The sequence below is a fragment of the Wolbachia endosymbiont (group A) of Clivina fossor genome, assembly GCF_964026865.1.
Classification (GTDB): domain Bacteria; phylum Pseudomonadota; class Alphaproteobacteria; order Rickettsiales; family Anaplasmataceae; genus Wolbachia.
The window spans coordinates 529,625-545,363 of record NZ_OZ034707.1; the positions used below are offsets into that span (position 1 = coordinate 529,625).

Consider the following 15,739-nt stretch of genomic DNA (forward strand, 5'->3'; position numbering starts at 1 on the left):
ATAGACGAATAAAGAAAAATTTCTAAAATAGAATAATTTAAGAATTAGTGGGGAGTTATGGCAGGAAAAAGTAAAGCAATAGGAGAAGAATTATATAATAAGTGTAACCTGGAATTAAAGAAGCACGGCATAAGAGGAGAGATAGGAAGAAGATTACAGGCAATAATATCTGCAAAAGAATATGGAATAACAAAAGTTGCTCAAATATACCGAATTACTAGAACTACATTGATGAAGTGGATTACAAGATTTAAGGAAGGAGGAGTCAATGCGTTTAAAATACAACCAGGACGTGGAGTAAAGCCGAAGTTGAGCTACAAGCAGCAAGAAGAAATTAAAAATGTCATAGCAGAAGAAGGAGCCAACCTAACGGCTAAGAAATTAAAAATCATAATTGAGAAAATGTTTTCTATTGAGGTAAGTAAGTCTACAGCACATAGACTGATGCAAAAGTTAGGTTTTTCGTATATTACTCCAAGGCCTGTGCACAATAAACAGGATAAAAATAAACAAGAAGAGTTTAAAAAAAAATCTTAATGAAACTATTGTCACGTATCCCGAAAAAGAGCTATTTTTCTTCGATGAGTCGCGGTTTGGCACACATTCAAAGATTGGACACGGGTGGTTTAAAAAAGGCATTAGGACACAGGTTAAGGTAAAATTAGGTAGGCAAAACTTTTATCTCTATAGTGCAGTTAATCCTAGAAATGGAGAGAGTTCTAGCTTATTCGTACCAAACGTCAATACTGATTGTATGAATATATTCCTTGAGCAGATGTCACAATATTTAGGAACAAGGGAGGCATTTCTTGTTGTGGATTGTGCAGGATGGCATAGATCCAAAGGTTTAAAAATACCACAAAATATTACCTTAATCTATTTACCTCCATATTCACCAGAGTTAAATCCAGTAGAGCGTTTATGGCAATATTTGAAAGACAATCTCATTAAAAATAGAATATATGACTCTGTTAGTTTATTGGAGGATACTGTATGTGCATTCATTCGTAATATTACGGAAAGTTCGATCAAAACCATTTGTTCTGTGAGTTATTTGCCTACTTATTTATGAGATTTGGTATAACTCTTCTTGTTGAACTAATATGTAGCCAAATTCGCTCGCTTTTTTGATCAAATTTTTTACAGTTCTATCTTTATAGCGTGTTTCATAGTATTCCATTCCTTTTTCTACATATTCCTGTCCGTATTTGAGCATACTATAAAATATGCATGCCATTTTTCTTGCAGTAGCTGTTATTGCTTTTGGTGCTCCTAGTCGTTTTTTCAATCTTCTGTAGTATGCACCCAACGCACTTTTACTATTTCCTACAGAATGAGCAGCTATTCGCAAAGCATTCGCAGCACGGTTAATGACTTTACGTGTTCTTGTGTTAAACACTTTTTCCCCTGTAACTTTATTAGCAGGACTGAGTCCCAACCACGACGAAAAGTGCTTTTCTGTTGGCCATTTACTATGGTTTATACCAACTTCTGAAATTATGGTTTGTATACTTAATACATCAAATCCAGGAATTTTAGTGAAATCCATACCAGTTATTCGGTGCAGTTCCTCATACAAAGCAAAGCTTGGCTTACTTTTGCTATTTTTATTCTTTTGCTTACTTAGCTGTTTGCTTTCACAAGACTTTGTTTCAAACGTTTTATAATAGGCTTCAATATTTCTATCACATTCTGCTATTTTTTCTTGATAAATATTATATAATTCAAATTCTTGCTTTAGCGTGAATAAGTGTTCCTCTCTATAGTCACCAGCTAACGCTTTTGCAATAGTAGACTGATCATTTTTCATTCGCACGTCCCTGAATTCTGCTAATTTTTCAGAATCTCTTTCGCCTTCAATTATAGCTTCAATGATTTTCATACCAGTTATCCCAGTAATATGACTAATAACCTTGTGTAATTGTATATTCATTTGAATTAATGCCTTCTGCATACGCAGAATATGTGTAGATGCACTTTCAGTGAGATTTTTGCGTTGCCGCACGTAACTGCGCAATACACACATCTGATTATCTGGCCTAAACGATCCATGAAGCAGTCCGTAGCTATGCAGTTGTTGGAGCCATTGGCAATCTTGAACGTCAGACTTCCTACCAGGTACATTCTTTACATGCCGTGCATTTACCAATCTTACCTCGAATTTGTATGACTCAAGTATTTGAAATAAAGGAATCCAGTATACTCCTGTTGATTCCATAGCTACTGTTGTAACTTTACACTTTTTCAACCACTGTGCTAAGTTATGAAGGTCTTCAGTAAAGCAGCCAAATTTCTGAACGCGTTGTTCATCTCTTCCTTCAGGTACACACACATAGTGTACAGCTGAACCAATGTCTATTCCTGCTGCATTAGGATTCACTATTTCTAATTTACTTTTTGCTTTTTTCATGGTAACTCCTACATATAATTTGTAACAGGGAAACGCTTCAGCTTGGAACGGTTGATAGTACAATCTCCTAACCGAGGTAGTCTAAATGACTCCATCAATGATTTGACCGTTCCTTCCAAAACCATGCTTGCATACGGGCACTTAGGCACCATTGAAAATGTCGGTCATAACTGCAGAGGCGCTCCCTGTACAACTATACTTGAAAACTACTAAAAACTTAAATTTGTGTGTTTCTTTCTGATTTGACAGATTTCGTCTGTTCGATGCTTGTAATGAAATTCGTTCCAGCATGCTTAGCGTTTCCTCGTACTTGTTAATATTTTCGTTGAACTTCTTTTCCGCTTTTAGAGCTTTATTAAAAAGAGTTTTATCAATATTAGAATTTTCAGATGAGTGCTTTTTGTTTTGTTTATGTAAACCAATATTTCTACTTGTCATATTGAGGGATGCCTTTAGATCCTCTATTTCTTTTGTTATCTTTTTTTCTAACTCCTCATTTTTATTTTCATCTCCCCCTTTTCCTTCTGATTCATCATACAGTTCTTCTCCTGATTCATCATATAGTTCTTCTTGTGATTCTAACTGTTTCTTTAACCACTCTATTTCCTCATTTAGCCTTTCAATTTCGCTTTCTAAACCCTGCTTTTCTCGAGTTAATTTATTTAATTGATTCTTCACTTCTTTATTTACAGCTTCTTTAGCTTCTTTTTCTAGAGTTATTTCGTTTTCTAACTCTTGTACCTTACTCTCTAATTGTTGTTTTACGCTTTCTAACTCTTGCTCTTTTTCAGCAAATTTATTTTTCTCAACCTCTATTTTCTTATTATTACTAATCATCTTGCATGAAAGTGCGAGTATCAAAGTAGATAGTATAGATAAACTCAAGGCAACAGGAAGAGCTACATTAAAGGCTGCAATTGGAGATAAGAATGCAACATAAGGAGCAACAGCAAGTGTCCCAGATGCAAGCAATACCAAAGTAGCAAAAGCACCAGCTATAAGATATGGTGCATTGGTTTTACTATACAAATCCCTCATCTTCACAACTAATAATGATTATAATAGTATGGATATCAAAGGAAGTAAAGCTATAAAAATCAGTATAAGTCTATATTCACTATGTATTTCCCGTCTTCAGTTTCAAGCTCAGACTGCATCCACTCTATCATTTCCGCATTGCAAACTGCTTGTAGGTCATTCTGCGCGGATTGATTCAATTTGTCCTCTCGTAGATCTGCTTTTATCACTAATTTCTTTATCAAATGCTTAACTGATACATTATTATCTGCTTTTATCTTTCTGATAATGTTTAATATCTGCACGCAATTGTCTCCCATTTCCTCTGAATATTTATCGTAGATAAGCTCTTCTTTGCTCGGCCAATTACTTTGATTGTGTACAGAATTATAACTATACAACTGGTGGTATATCTCTTCTGTAATGTAAGGCAAAAAAGGTGCAAATAACCGCAAAATAACATTTAACACATACGCCAAGCTTTGTTTTGCACTTAAGGTTGCTTCACTGCTTCCGTACGCGCGTTTTTTTACTAATTCCAAGTAGTTATCACAAAAATCCTTCCAAAAAAATTCCTCTATTACGCCCAAAGCTTCGCAGTATTCAAACTGTAATAGGTTATTCGTTGCTCTTTCTATAACTTTGTATAACTTAGACAATATCCACTTATCTATTGTCTCGTGAGCAGAATTTATGCTCATTACTTGATGCTTTTCCATGAACATGGAAACAAACTTGCTAGCGTTCCAAAGTTTTGTAACTAGGCGCTTGCCAATTTTGAATATATTTTCAGAGTAGACTGTATCAACTCCAAGCCTTGAGTTCGCTGCCCAATAGCGTACTACATCAGCTCCATAAGTTTCAAGTATTACATGAGGAGTGATGATGTTACCTTTTGATTTACTCATCTTTTTCTTATCATCGGCTAAACACCAACCGCTGATCATAATGTTTTTCCAAGGTAAAGAATCTGCATGATAATGTGCTTTCAAAATCGTATAAAAAGCCCAAGTTCTTATTATCTCATGGCTCTGGCTGCGCAGATCTGCAGGAAATATTGTATTATAGCGATGATTTGGTAAGCTAAACTCACTGTTTACTGCCAGTGCACTTAGTTGAGGAGTAATTGAACTTGTGGCCCAGGTATCCATTACATCTTGATCTGGGATAACCTCTTCTTTGCTATACCCTTTTGGCAAATCTTTGAGTGGATCTATAGGTAGGTCCTTTATCTCAGCTAGAATAATTTTACCTTCTTCTCCCTTACGTTTGGAATACCACGCTGGAAATGGCACACCAAAATAGCGCTGCCTTGAGATGCACCAGTCCCAATTTAGCCCTTCTATCCACACTTCCATACGTTTACGCATAGTAGCTGGATGCCAATTGCATTCTTTTGCTTTATCTAATACTTGAGCTTTTTGCTCTAAGGTCTTGATAAACCATTGATAAGTAGGCAATATCTCAAGTGGTGCACCAGACCTTTCTGCGCACTTAACAGAATGAGAAATGTTAGTGCTTTCTATTAGTAACTCCTTCTCAGTTAGGATTTCGATCATCCTCTTTCTTGCTGCTGTAACTTTCAATCCATTGATTTCATTGTAGATTCCAGCGTCACGCGCTGGAATGACGCCGGGGTGTGGTGGAATGACGTCTTCTTTTGTCATCTGAGTAGCCCTTTCTCCTGTCATCCGAGTAGCCCCTATGGTGTCATCCCAGTGCCCAGACACTGGGATCCATTCTTCTATTTCCTGGATTCCAGTGCCACCTATGGTGTCATCCCAGTGCCCAGACACTGGGATCCATGCTCTTTCCTTCTGACCATGTGGTGGATGCAGGTTCATCCTCCCATCCTGATCGATGATAATTTTCATCGGCAGATTATGCTTTTGCTGCCAATATATGTCGAGCTCATCACCGAATGTACAACACATAACAAGCCCAGTGCCTTTATCTACTTTAACCTTATCATCAGCTATTATTGGAACTTTTTCCTTTGTTATTGGCGCTACGGCTGTTTTTCCGATCAGATGAGTGTAGCGCGTATCCTCTGGATGACAAAAAACTGCAACACATGCTGGAAGTAATTCAGGTCGCGTAGTTGCAATATTGATCTGCTCATTTTCTTCAGTAGAGAAAACTATCGTGTTTAAGGATGACTCAAAAACTTTATCTTCTATTTCTGCTTGCGCAATTGCGGTTTTATCAACCGGATCCCAAAGGATAGGCTGCATTTTTCTATATGCATACCCTTTATTATATAGATCAATAAACGACATCTGTGAAAGCGTCACAGTTTCCTTGCTGATCGTGTGGTATTCCAAACTCCAGTCATAACTAATGCCGACCGATTTAAATAGTTCCTTAAATTCTTGCTTTGATTTTTCAATAACTTCATGGCACATCTCTATAAATTTTTCTCTGCCAAGTTCTTTTGCACGGGTTTTATAGGTTTGTTCAACCAATCTTTCAGTGGGAAGGCCGTTATCATCAAACCCAATTGGATAAAACACATCTTTCCCCAGCATGCGTTGAAACCTTGCAATAAAGTCTGTGTGGCAATAGCTAAATATATGGCCGATATGGAGTTTTCCCGATATTGTTGGTGGAGGTGTGTCTATAGTGAAAGTGTTATCCTTTTCACCATTCCATTTATAAACTTTACTGCCTTCCCATAATATGTTGCATTTGTCTTCAACTTCTTTAAAGCCGTATTTTTCTTTTAACATAAATATTTCTCAATTTTAAACCTTAAGCTAGCAACGTCATACCGCGATTCATTCGCGGTATCTAAGCCGCTAACACGTAGCGGAATACTCAACCGTCATACCGCCACGAACCGTCATACCGCGATTCATTCGCGGTATCTCTTAGCATAGATCCCGCTAACAAGCAGCGGGATGACGATTGTCGATAAACCTAAATTACTTTAGCTATAGCACAATTAAGCAAATACGGCAATTTTACGCCAAAATTTTTTGTTTACGAACATAAATTTCTATGTTATGGTAAAAATATTACTTGACCTTAGGTTCTAAGGGTATTATGTAATGTTAATTATATATTGAGGTTTAATATGATTTTGAGTAAAGAATTAAAAGAAAAATTACAAGATAATAGCTAAAGAGAAGCAAATAAAAACATTAGAAGATGCAAAAAAAGAAGCCGAGAAGGAGAAAAATAAAGCACTAGAAGATGCAAAGAAAGAAGCCGAGAAGGAGAAAAATAAAGCACTAGAAGATGCAAAGAATAAAGCTAAAGATCAAATAACCAAATTAAATGATGAAGTTAAAAGCCTAAAGAAAGACTTAGAAGATAAAAATGATCGAGTTCAGCAATTAGAGAAGGAAAATAAAGAATTAGAAGCTAAAAACAAAACAATTGAGCAACCAAAACAAGGCAATGGAGCACGGTACACCGCTACTGTTGGTATGGGTCTTGCTGCTGGACTGATAGCATTTACTGCACTTGAACGTACAGTTAGGTTAGAGATGTTAGTGATGATTGGTATAGCAGTAACATCTGCACTCGTAGTTGGTGGTATTACATATGCAGCATTACCTAGTACTCAAGTAGATGGAGCGAAAGCACAAGAAGTAAATGAGAATGGGAAAAAGAAGTAACAAAGGCACTGGGCTGACACCTTCATAAAGGAACCAGCGTCAGCTACTTGGATGACAAGAAGAGGGCGCTGGGATGAAATCATTATAGAGTGGACCAGTGTCACACTACTAGGATGACACCCTGACAATCGTCATCCCGCTACTTGTTAGCGGGATGACGATTAATTATTCTGCGCGGGATGACAAGAAAGGAGCAGCAGGATGACGCCTCACCATGTCATTTGAGTAGTGGACACTGGAATGGCTTTGTTGCATCGCTAGCTATGATGGATTAAAGATAAAAAAGATGGAGAATATCAGTAGCTTATTATTCTGGTGTTTATAACAAGAACGGTCAGTGAATACCTAAATTTTAACAATCTCAATTATCACATACCATAACAAAAAAGTCAACCCACACCTTAGGTTGCAAAATCCCAAAAAGCAGCCAGAATAGAATAAGCAAACATTTACGAATTAAATTTAGTGGATAATCACCAAATAAGGGTATTGATATCAACCATACTCTGCAGAATCGCAATATGGTATGACTACATGCTCTTCACTGATTTGATTAACATAATTAGCAGAGAGTTTTGTTTTGCAAAAGATGTCTACAGTAACATACTGCAATTATTTGGAATTGTAGGGCTAGGTGCAATTGTAAGGCCACTTGGTGCATTCATATTTGGTCACGTTGGTGACAGGTATGGAAGGAGGATAGCATTAATAATTACTATCTTGCTAATATCGATACCATCAAGTCTTATTGCATTTATTCCAAGTCACAATCAAGTAGGTATAATTTCTACTATATTGCTTCTTGCAATCCATGTGACACAAGGAATTGCACTTGGTGGTGAACAGGGAAGTTCTGTTTATCTTATAGAACATTTATCCAGTAGGAAAGAGAACTTAGGGATGTATTTTGGAATAATGGGCTTTGGCCGCTCCATTGGTGTCTTGCTTTCTGCGGTGATAGTAATTATCTGCAAAAAAACTACTGATTTTTGTACCTGGGGTTGGAGATTGCCATTTATTTTCTCAGCTATTTTAGGATTAATTAGCGCGTATAGCATATACACATTGGGAGAAACTCCAGCATATGAAAAAAATCGAAAACAAAGAAATTTACCTGATTTGCCAATAATAGAGCTTATAAAGCGCCACAAGAGAGCTCTTATACTTGCTATTTTAATATCTGTACCTGTTAATGTTGCTGTCGGATTTACCATATTTCTTCGAACACTCGCAAAGGAAATAGCATCAGTGGATGTGTATGTAACGACATATATCAACGAAATTGTGCTCATTATAACCAGTGTATTAATGCCGATATCTTCAATAGCGTTTGGAATGTTGGCTGATAAAGTTGGAAAAGAGCGCACTGCAATCTTATTTATAGCAATTACAATGGCACTATGTTGTCCTGCGTTATCTATTGCATATTACTACAAAAATTACCTTATAATTATGCTTAGTGTAATGGCTCTTTCTATAATAGAAAGAGGTATAGTTCCCATAGGAATAGTTGCATCTGAACTCTTTCCCACCAATGTTAGATTTAGTGGTGTGAGCTTATCACGCAACATCTCTTATGCGTTACATGGAGGATTTACTCCTATGGTTTGTATTTGGTTGACTGTAACATTTCCTCAAACAAACCTTGCTGCTGGGCTTTATATAGTCTTCTGCTTGTTGATCAGTGTGGTAGCAATATTGCAAATAAAACCGCAAGATAAAAAATGTGATTGGTCTTAGTTTTCTCTTATGTGATTTGATAGTGATCTCCACCGGAAAAGGGTTTCATCTAAGTAGCTAACACCCTGACAACCGTCATCCCGCTGCTTGTTAGCGGGATGACGGTTGTCAGGGTGTCATCCGAGTAGCCTCTTTCTTGTTATCCGAGTAGCCCCTTTTTTGTCATCCCAGTGCCCCGACACTGGGATCCAGGAATTTTATTAAGTTGGTAAGCATAAAAATAGATGTTTTACGTTAAAATACAACGTTTTCGATGAGGTTATATGGAAAACTGGATCCCAGTGTCTGGGCACTGGGATGACACCATTTGCTGTGCAATTTACCTTCAAAAATGAATGTTCGTACAGCTATGTGTCAGCTACTTGCATGACACCCTGCTGGTGGGACAATGTTTGTATAGTTGTGCGTCACGCGCTGGAATGACGAATTACTTAACCGTCATACCGTCACGGTATCTCCTAGCATAGATCCCGCTAACACGTAGCGGGATGACGAATTTGTATCGGAAAACAAGTAGCATGACGGTTTGTCAAATGTCTCTCAGTCTTTCAAAAAAATCCTTTAACAAAAAAGAGCATTCTGTTTCTAATATCCCACCATAAACTTCAGGTATATGGCTGCAAAATTGAAATATCTTAGCACCATTTTCAATTCCTCCACCTTTTGGATTATAAGCTCCAAAGTACAATCGTTTAATCCTGGCAAAGGAAATAGCTTGAGCACACATCGGACATGGTTCTAATGTTACGTATATGTCAGAATCATAAAGCGTTGAAGTTGAGAGCAACTCACATGCCTGCTTGATCGCTAACATCTCTGCATGTGCAGTTGGATCGTTGGATATGTTGTGTGCAGAAGAAACGACATTGCTTCCACTAACTATTACGGCACCTATGGGAACCTCATCATCTTTCTGAGCAAGTTTGGCTTGCTCTATGGCAAGCTCCATATATTGATACTTGAACACTTTCCTTTGCTAATCTTCTTTTTTTAAATTTTATTAACTGCTGCCTTAATAAACGATATAAAAAGAGGATGAGGAGAAAACGGCTTTGATTGAAACTCTGGATGAAACTGCACACCAATAAACCACGGATGACTCTCTAACTCCACTGCCTCTATACATGTTCCATCTTCTGATATGCCACTGCATAGCAGCCCATTTTTTTCCAAATCATCTTTATAATCTGAATTGATTATGTATCTATGTCTGTGTCTCTCTGAAATAGTAGTGTTACTATATGCATCCATCATTTTAGAGCTTGCATTTATATTACATTTGTATGCCCCAAGTCTCATGGTTCCACCAAGATCGTCATCTTGATCGCCAGCTAACTTAACGATTGGATGTTTACAGTTATGAAATTCTTCAGAGTGTGCATCTTCAAGCTTAACAACATTACGAGCAAACTCAATAATTGCAAGCTGCATACCAAGGCAAATTCCGAAAAATGGGATATTATTTGTACGGGCATAATTTATTGCTAATATTTTACCCTCTACTCCGTCATCACCAAACCCCCCTGGGACAAGAATTGCATGAGAATTCTGTAACTTCTCCCCTATAAGCTTTTCATTTATAGGTTTTTCTTCCTTCTCTCTTGAGTTAACCCAATTTATCTTTACTTTGACTTTATTACTAATCGCACCATGATTTAATGCTTCAACTAGTGATTTATACGCATCAGGGAATTCGGTGTATTTTCCCACTATAGACACAGTAACTTCCTGTGTTAGGTGCCTTATGGAATGCACTATTTGATCCCATTCAATCAAGCTTGGTTTTGGCTCACTTAAATGAAAGTGCTCCAAAATTTGCGTATCAAGCCCACATTGGCTATACAACACCGGTAACTCATATATATGACTCACATCAGGAGCAGGTATCACATTGGACAAAGAAACATTGCAAAGCTTAGCTATTTTCTCTCTCTGATTATCGAAAATTTCTTTCTCACTGCGGCATAATATAATATCTGGTTGTAACCCCGCGGAATTTAACTCTCGAACTGAATGCTGCGTTGGTTTTGTCTTTAATTCTTGCGCTGCGGTAAGATATGGTATTAAAGTTAAGTGAATAAGGATAACTCTTTGTTTTCCTAATGTGTAGTTAACTTGGCGTATAGCCTCCAAAAATGGTTGGCTTTCAATGTCACCTACAGTTCCGCCTATTTCACATATTACAAAATCTAAACCTTCCGTACCATTAAAAATGAACGATTTGATTAAATCTGTCACATGAGGAATGACTTGCACAGTTTTGCCCAGATAATCACCACGCCTCTCTTTCTTCAACAACTCATGATATATCTTACCAGTTGTTATATTGTCATCTTTTGTTGCTTTAATTCCAGTAAAACGCTCATAATGCCCAAGATCCAAATCAGTTTCAGCACCATCCTCGGTAACAAACACCTCTCCGTGCTGAGTTGGGTTCATTGTCCCAGGATCAATGTTGAGATACGGGTCAAGTTTTCTGATACGGATCTTAAAACCGTAAGCTTGAAGAAGCGCACCAACGCTTGAAGCAACTAAGCCTTTACCAAGCGATGACACAACTCCACCTGTGACAAAGATAAATTTAGCTTCCTTCATTAATTTTCAAATGGAACAGAAGTAGGTTCACTTTCTTGCTTTTTTTCTAATATAATTTTCTCTGCAATCGATTTTTTATGTACGTCTTTTGAATATAATCCTGACAATAGCAATGTGTTTATAATAAACAATCCAGCAACAATAGCCGTTATTCTGCTGAGCGGGTTTTCAGAAGATTTTACCGGAATCATCGAATTGACTCCCTGTTGTGTATTACTAAAACCACTTAACGAACTACTCCCAGGCGGCTGCAAGAGCACTAAAATTACTAACACAACAACCAATATTACTTGAAATATACTTAATACCGCTACTGACATTATAGATAGAGCTGAAAATAAAAATTTTAGGAGCATAAAGTGCATAAGTCAAGAACATCTGTCACCCAAGTAGCTTGGAATCTAAGTATGTATTTACTGCCTACCTTATTTTGGTTAGCATATGCATAAAACTGTGGGCTTAATATGTATCACATTTTAAAATACAAAGATTATGAACCAAAAATAGACGAAAGTGCTTTCATCGCAGGTGGTTCGCATATCATAGGCAAGGTTGAAATAGGAAAAGATGCGAGCATCTGGTTTAATTGTGTGGTCAGAGGGGACGTTGGATCAATAAAAATAGGTGATGGAACAAATATTCAAGATGGAACGGTAATTCATGTGGATAGAAACCCAGGTGGTGATACAACTATTGGCAATATGGTAACAGTGGGACATTTTTGTATGTTGCATGCATGTATGGTGCATGATAAAGCGTTTATTGGTATGGGCTCTACCGTGATGGACCATGCAGTTGTGGAGCCTGAAGCTATGGTAGCTGCTGGCTCGCTAGTGACACATGGAAAAGTAATAAAAAGTGGGGAAATATGGGCTGGCAGGCCAGCAAAGTTCTTCAAAAAAATGTCGAATGAAGAAATTAAACATATTACACAATCAGCACAAAATTATATTATGCTAATGAAGGAATATAAAAATTAAAGTTCGCGTGAGGCTAATTTATACTACCAACCCTATTGAGGGACTGCATAGACAGATTAGAAAATTCACTAAAACTAAGGGCTCATTTACTAGCTTGTACAAACAGGTATATTGTGCTATAAAAAAGGCAGAGCAAAATTGGACTATCCTAATTGGGCTTTAACTATATCTCAACTTGATATTTTCTTTCCTGGTAGATTGAAAATTGAGTTGAGTTAAAAATGCGGTTTGACACACTTTTTTGAACATTTCCTTATTGCCTGTTTTTACAATTTTGAATTGATTCCTTAGGTTATGCAAGAGGTCTATTGAGCAAATCCAATAATATCCTTGATTTCTTTTATATTATGGGTTGCAATTTCTGCTGCTTTCTTTGTACCTTTTTTTAATATTTCATGTAAATGGAATTGGTCTTTTAAAAGATCATTCATTCTCTCACGTATGGGTGATATAACACTGATAATTAAATCAGCTAACTCTTTTTTGAAGTGCTTCATGTCATGTTTGTTCACTTCTTCACACACTTTTTCCACACTTAAATTACTAAGCACTGAATAAATGTTTATCAAATTGCTTATCTCTGGTCGGCACTCTAAAGTAGCAAAATCAAAGCCTAGAATTGAATCTGTTTTTGCTTTTTCTATTTTTTTAACAATTAAGTCATCTGTATCATCAAGGTTAATGCACGAATATTCTGAAGGGTCAGATTTACTCATCTTGCTTGTGCCATCTCTTAAGCTCATTATCCTTGATGTGCAATCCAAAGTTAAGATTTCAGGTACGATGAAATAATCCAGTTTATAATGATTGTTAAAAGCTGATGCAATATCACGTGCAAGCTCCAAATGCTGTTTTTGATCATCACCAACAGGAACGTATTTAGTTTGATACAACAATATATCTGCAGCCATAAGTACTGGATAACTATATAATCCAAGAGAGGCTTTTTGTTTATCGCCGCCAGCTTTATCTTTAAATTGAGTCATGCGATTAAGCCAACCAATTGGTGTATAGCACCCAAGCAGCCAGCCCAGTTCTGCATGACCACTAACCGTGGACTGATTAAAAATAATGGACTTTTCTGGATCTATTCCACATGCAATATAAGCTGCTGCTGTTTTGAAAATATTACTTTTTAATTCACTTGCGGGAAGCTTATTTGCTGTGATTGCATGTAGGTCGACAATACAAAAAAGAGATTTGTATTTATCCTGTAAGTCTATCCACTGTTTGATTGCACCAAGATAATTACCTAAATGTAGTACGCCACTTGGCTGGATACCTGAAAAGACAATACTTGTCATTATACATTTACCTCATGCTAATCGCTTCCACAATCAGCAGATTTCTTAGAAAGAATAACCATTGCAGGACGGAGCAACCTATTTTTGATAGTATAACCAGTCTGTAGTACTTCTATAATAGTGCCAGGCTCTTTTTCATTGTCTTCTCTTTCCACAACAGCTTGGTGTAAATTACTATCAAAAAGCTCACCAAGTGGATCTACTTCCTCTATTCCATGTTTTTTTAGATCATTTATAATTTTTTGATAAGCTACTTTAATCCCCTCATGAACAGGATCACCGTCTTTCAAAATTTCCATTACTTTTTTTAAATTGTCGCACGAGTCGATCATATCACGTGCAAATTTTGTGACTGCATAGTCACTTGCATCGCTAATTTGCTTTTGCATTATACGTTTGACGTTTTCATTATCTGCAACAGCACGGCGTAAATGATCTTCAAGCTGAGCTGCACGTTCTTTTAATGTATTGAGATCTTCATTTAAATCATCAGTTTGCTTATGGTTATCACTTTGTTGGTCGTCACCTTTCTGCCTATTTACCATATCGGCAAATCTCCTCTTTTTTTCTTTACTGCTGTCTGACATATCACTATCCTTAAGAATCTAATAAATATATAGCAATTAATTCGAAAATATCAAGCACCAGCTACATTTGTCTTTCTATGCTCGCATTTAAAAAGTCAATTAAAGTAATTTTATAAAAAGAATCAGAAAAAGTACTAATATCATTTTGTGCCATATTAATGTAGTGTCTAGCTTTTTCCATAGAAAGCTGAATGGCATTATGGTGATTAATATAGTGTAATGCTTGGTCAAAATTGTGTCTAGCTGAAGAAAAGCATTTTTCCCAGAATTTTTGCTCTGCTGGACTGCCCTTTTCGTATGCTATAATAGCAGGTAAGGTGACTTTACCTTCGAAAAAGTCTTTTCCGACTTGTTTTCCAGAAGTGCCTTGATTAGCAGTATAATCGAGCATATCATCAACTATTTGAAATGCCATACCAAAATTAAAACCAAAATTCTTTAGCCTCTCTGTTTCGTCATTTGTTGCACCAGATACTGTAGATGCAGCTTCACAGCATGCAGAAAATAAAGATGCTGTCTTTTCTCCAATGATATCAAAATAATTTTCCCTGACTGTGTGGGGGTCAAAACGTGTTGTCATCTGCTTTATTTCACCCTTCACAAGTAAATGCGATGCTTTAGATAAAATAGAGAGAATATTTAAATTTCCACACTCTATAAGCCATCTAAATGCTAGAGTCAACAATAGATCACCAACTAAAATGCTTGATTTATTTCCCCAAATCTTATTCGCTGTTTTAACTCCATGGCGTGCCTCACTTTCATCGAGCACATCATCATGAAGTAAAGTAGCATTGTGTATAAACTCTACCGATGCAGCAACGTTGATCCTATCCTCCCCAGAATAGTTTAGCATTTTACATATAATAAAAACTAGTTTAGGCCTTATTTTTTTTCCACCTGAACTAACAAGATGAGATATAATATCAGTAGCAAGCTTAGCACCTTCATCATTGACATTTTTGAAGATAAAGTCCTTCATAGCTGATAAATCAGAAGATACGACATCGTCTAATTTACCATTATTTGTTAAATCAGTATTTAGCATTTTAAAGAGACTTATGCTTCTTGTCCCTGTGCTTTCTCGTTCTCTACTTTCTTCTTTTCTGTTTTCTTTGGTTCTGTTTCTAAAGTTACTATGCCTTTTTTAATGAACCATAGTACTCTTTCAGTTGCTTGCGCGCCTACGCTTAGCCAATGTTTTAATCTATCAGCCTTCACCACAACACGATTTTTATTGTCTTTTGGTAACATTGGATCATATTGTCCTATTTTCTCAATAAAACGCCCATCTCTTGGTGCTCGTGAATCAGCTACAACTATCCTATAAAAAGGGCGTTTCTTTGCGCCAAACCTTGCCAACCTTATTTTAACTACCATGTTAACCTTTATTCATATATTAGTCACAATTTTATACAATGAGCCGTTTTAAGTCAAATGAATTATACAACTTTTGCACCTTATAATATAATTACCAATAATG

At 36.6% G+C, this 15,739-nt stretch carries 14 protein-coding genes and 1 pseudogene; 5 read left to right on the plus strand and 10 right to left on the minus strand.

Annotation, left to right across the window (positions count from 1 at the left end):
* Nucleotides 1-57 precede the first annotated feature (57 nt).
* Nucleotides 58-1,072, plus strand: a protein-coding gene (locus tag AAGD99_RS02805) for an IS630 family transposase (RefSeq protein ID WP_341822214.1) whose coding sequence is annotated in 2 segments (ribosomal slippage) — nucleotides 58-522 and nucleotides 524-1,072 — 1,014 coding nt in all. Because the reading frame shifts where the segments join, the coding sequence is not laid out codon by codon here.
* On the opposite strand, the gene AAGD99_RS02810 is transcribed toward AAGD99_RS02805, so the two are convergent.
* The 3 genes from AAGD99_RS02810 to AAGD99_RS02820 all read right to left on the minus strand — a co-directional run bounded on the left by AAGD99_RS02810 (nucleotide 1,067) and on the right by AAGD99_RS02820 (nucleotide 6,156).
* Complete coding sequence (locus AAGD99_RS02810; RefSeq protein ID WP_341822529.1) at nucleotides 1,067-2,410, minus strand: IS110 family transposase; 1,344 nt, start codon at nucleotides 2,408-2,410, stop codon at nucleotides 1,067-1,069. The two genes, AAGD99_RS02805 and AAGD99_RS02810, sit on opposite strands and share 6 nt — an antisense overlap.
* A gap of 141 nt (nucleotides 2,411-2,551) precedes the next feature.
* Entirely contained in the window at nucleotides 2,552-3,448 is an 897-nt protein-coding gene (locus AAGD99_RS02815; RefSeq protein WP_341822530.1) for a hypothetical protein, read from the minus strand.
* A 59-nt stretch (nucleotides 3,449-3,507) separates the two neighbouring features.
* Nucleotides 3,508-6,156 carry a valine--tRNA ligase gene (locus AAGD99_RS02820; protein ID WP_341822531.1) on the minus strand — a complete coding sequence of 883 codons (2,649 nt, stop codon included), beginning with the start codon at nucleotides 6,154-6,156 and terminating at the stop codon, nucleotides 3,508-3,510.
* A gap of 702 nt (nucleotides 6,157-6,858) precedes the next feature.
* On the opposite strand from AAGD99_RS02820, the gene AAGD99_RS02825 reads away from it, so the two are divergent.
* Nucleotides 6,859-7,050 (plus strand): hypothetical protein, encoded by a 192-nt coding sequence (locus tag AAGD99_RS02825; RefSeq protein ID WP_341822532.1) that lies wholly within the window; start codon nucleotides 6,859-6,861, stop codon nucleotides 7,048-7,050.
* 465 nt (nucleotides 7,051-7,515) lie between these two features.
* A complete protein-coding gene (locus AAGD99_RS02830; protein ID WP_341822533.1) occupies nucleotides 7,516-8,790 on the plus strand; it encodes an MFS transporter in 1,275 nt (424 codons plus the stop codon).
* Nucleotides 8,791-9,319: 529 nt separating this feature from the next.
* Here the strand turns inward: AAGD99_RS02830 and AAGD99_RS02835 are convergent.
* The 3 genes from AAGD99_RS02835 to secG are packed head-to-tail and all read right to left on the minus strand — an operon-like array spanning nucleotide 9,320 to nucleotide 11,705.
* Nucleotides 9,320-9,739 carry a nucleoside deaminase gene (locus tag AAGD99_RS02835; RefSeq protein ID WP_264732554.1) on the minus strand — a complete coding sequence of 140 codons (420 nt, stop codon included), beginning with the start codon at nucleotides 9,737-9,739 and terminating at the stop codon, nucleotides 9,320-9,322.
* Nucleotides 9,740-9,780: 41 nt separating this feature from the next.
* Nucleotides 9,781-11,385 (minus strand): CTP synthase, encoded by a 1,605-nt coding sequence (locus AAGD99_RS02840; RefSeq protein ID WP_341822534.1) that lies wholly within the window; start codon nucleotides 11,383-11,385, stop codon nucleotides 9,781-9,783.
* On the minus strand, nucleotides 11,385-11,705 hold the full coding sequence (gene secG / locus AAGD99_RS02845) for a preprotein translocase subunit SecG (protein WP_264732556.1): 321 nt from the start codon (nucleotides 11,703-11,705) through the stop codon (nucleotides 11,385-11,387). Before secG ends, AAGD99_RS02840 begins: the two co-directional genes overlap by 1 nt.
* Nucleotides 11,706-11,849: 144 nt before the next feature.
* Between secG and AAGD99_RS02850 the strand changes: the two genes are divergently transcribed.
* Both AAGD99_RS02850 and AAGD99_RS02855 read left to right on the plus strand, forming a co-directional pair.
* Nucleotides 11,850-12,365 (plus strand): gamma carbonic anhydrase family protein, encoded by a 516-nt coding sequence (locus tag AAGD99_RS02850; RefSeq protein WP_253307252.1) that lies wholly within the window; start codon nucleotides 11,850-11,852, stop codon nucleotides 12,363-12,365.
* 10 nt (nucleotides 12,366-12,375) lie between these two features.
* A pseudogene (locus AAGD99_RS02855) lies at nucleotides 12,376-12,584 on the plus strand (IS256 family transposase); the annotation flags it as partial.
* 86 nt (nucleotides 12,585-12,670) lie between these two features.
* Here the strand turns inward: AAGD99_RS02855 and trpS are convergent.
* The 4 genes from trpS to rpsP form a co-directional block, all read right to left on the minus strand.
* A complete protein-coding gene (trpS, locus tag AAGD99_RS02860; RefSeq protein ID WP_341822535.1) occupies nucleotides 12,671-13,669 on the minus strand; it encodes a tryptophan--tRNA ligase in 999 nt (332 codons plus the stop codon).
* Nucleotides 13,670-13,686: 17 nt separating this feature from the next.
* Nucleotides 13,687-14,256, minus strand: coding sequence for a nucleotide exchange factor GrpE (locus AAGD99_RS02865; RefSeq protein WP_341822536.1), 570 nt, complete (start codon nucleotides 14,254-14,256; stop codon nucleotides 13,687-13,689).
* Between the two features lie 61 nt (nucleotides 14,257-14,317).
* Nucleotides 14,318-15,304: a polyprenyl synthetase family protein gene (locus tag AAGD99_RS02870; protein WP_341822538.1), complete on the minus strand. Its 987-nt coding sequence runs from the start codon at nucleotides 15,302-15,304 to the stop codon at nucleotides 14,318-14,320.
* Between the two features lie 11 nt (nucleotides 15,305-15,315).
* Nucleotides 15,316-15,636 carry a 30S ribosomal protein S16 gene (gene rpsP / locus AAGD99_RS02875; RefSeq protein WP_253307256.1) on the minus strand — a complete coding sequence of 107 codons (321 nt, stop codon included), beginning with the start codon at nucleotides 15,634-15,636 and terminating at the stop codon, nucleotides 15,316-15,318.
* Between the last annotated feature and the right edge of the window lie 103 nt (nucleotides 15,637-15,739).

Coding starts and splice junctions, on each gene's coding strand:
- AAGD99_RS02820 (WP_341822531.1), bottom strand. CDS start 6,156: ATGTTAAAAGAAAAATACGGCTTTAAAGAAGTTGAAGACAAATGCAAC.
- AAGD99_RS02840 (WP_341822534.1), bottom strand. CDS start 11,385: ATGAAGGAAGCTAAATTTATCTTTGTCACAGGTGGAGTTGTGTCATCG.
- AAGD99_RS02810 (WP_341822529.1), bottom strand. CDS start 2,410: ATGAAAAAAGCAAAAAGTAAATTAGAAATAGTGAATCCTAATGCAGCA.
- AAGD99_RS02865 (WP_341822536.1), bottom strand. CDS start 14,256: ATGTCAGACAGCAGTAAAGAAAAAAAGAGGAGATTTGCCGATATGGTA.
- AAGD99_RS02815 (WP_341822530.1), bottom strand. CDS start 3,448: ATGAGGGATTTGTATAGTAAAACCAATGCACCATATCTTATAGCTGGT.
- AAGD99_RS02825 (WP_341822532.1), top strand. CDS start 6,859: ATGGGTCTTGCTGCTGGACTGATAGCATTTACTGCACTTGAACGTACA.
- rpsP (WP_253307256.1), bottom strand. CDS start 15,636: ATGGTAGTTAAAATAAGGTTGGCAAGGTTTGGCGCAAAGAAACGCCCT.
- trpS (WP_341822535.1), bottom strand. CDS start 13,669: ATGACAAGTATTGTCTTTTCAGGTATCCAGCCAAGTGGCGTACTACAT.
- secG (WP_264732556.1), bottom strand. CDS start 11,705: ATGTCAGTAGCGGTATTAAGTATATTTCAAGTAATATTGGTTGTTGTG.
- AAGD99_RS02870 (WP_341822538.1), bottom strand. CDS start 15,304: ATGCTAAATACTGATTTAACAAATAATGGTAAATTAGACGATGTCGTA.
- AAGD99_RS02850 (WP_253307252.1), top strand. CDS start 11,850: ATGTATCACATTTTAAAATACAAAGATTATGAACCAAAAATAGACGAA.
- AAGD99_RS02835 (WP_264732554.1), bottom strand. CDS start 9,739: ATGGAGCTTGCCATAGAGCAAGCCAAACTTGCTCAGAAAGATGATGAG.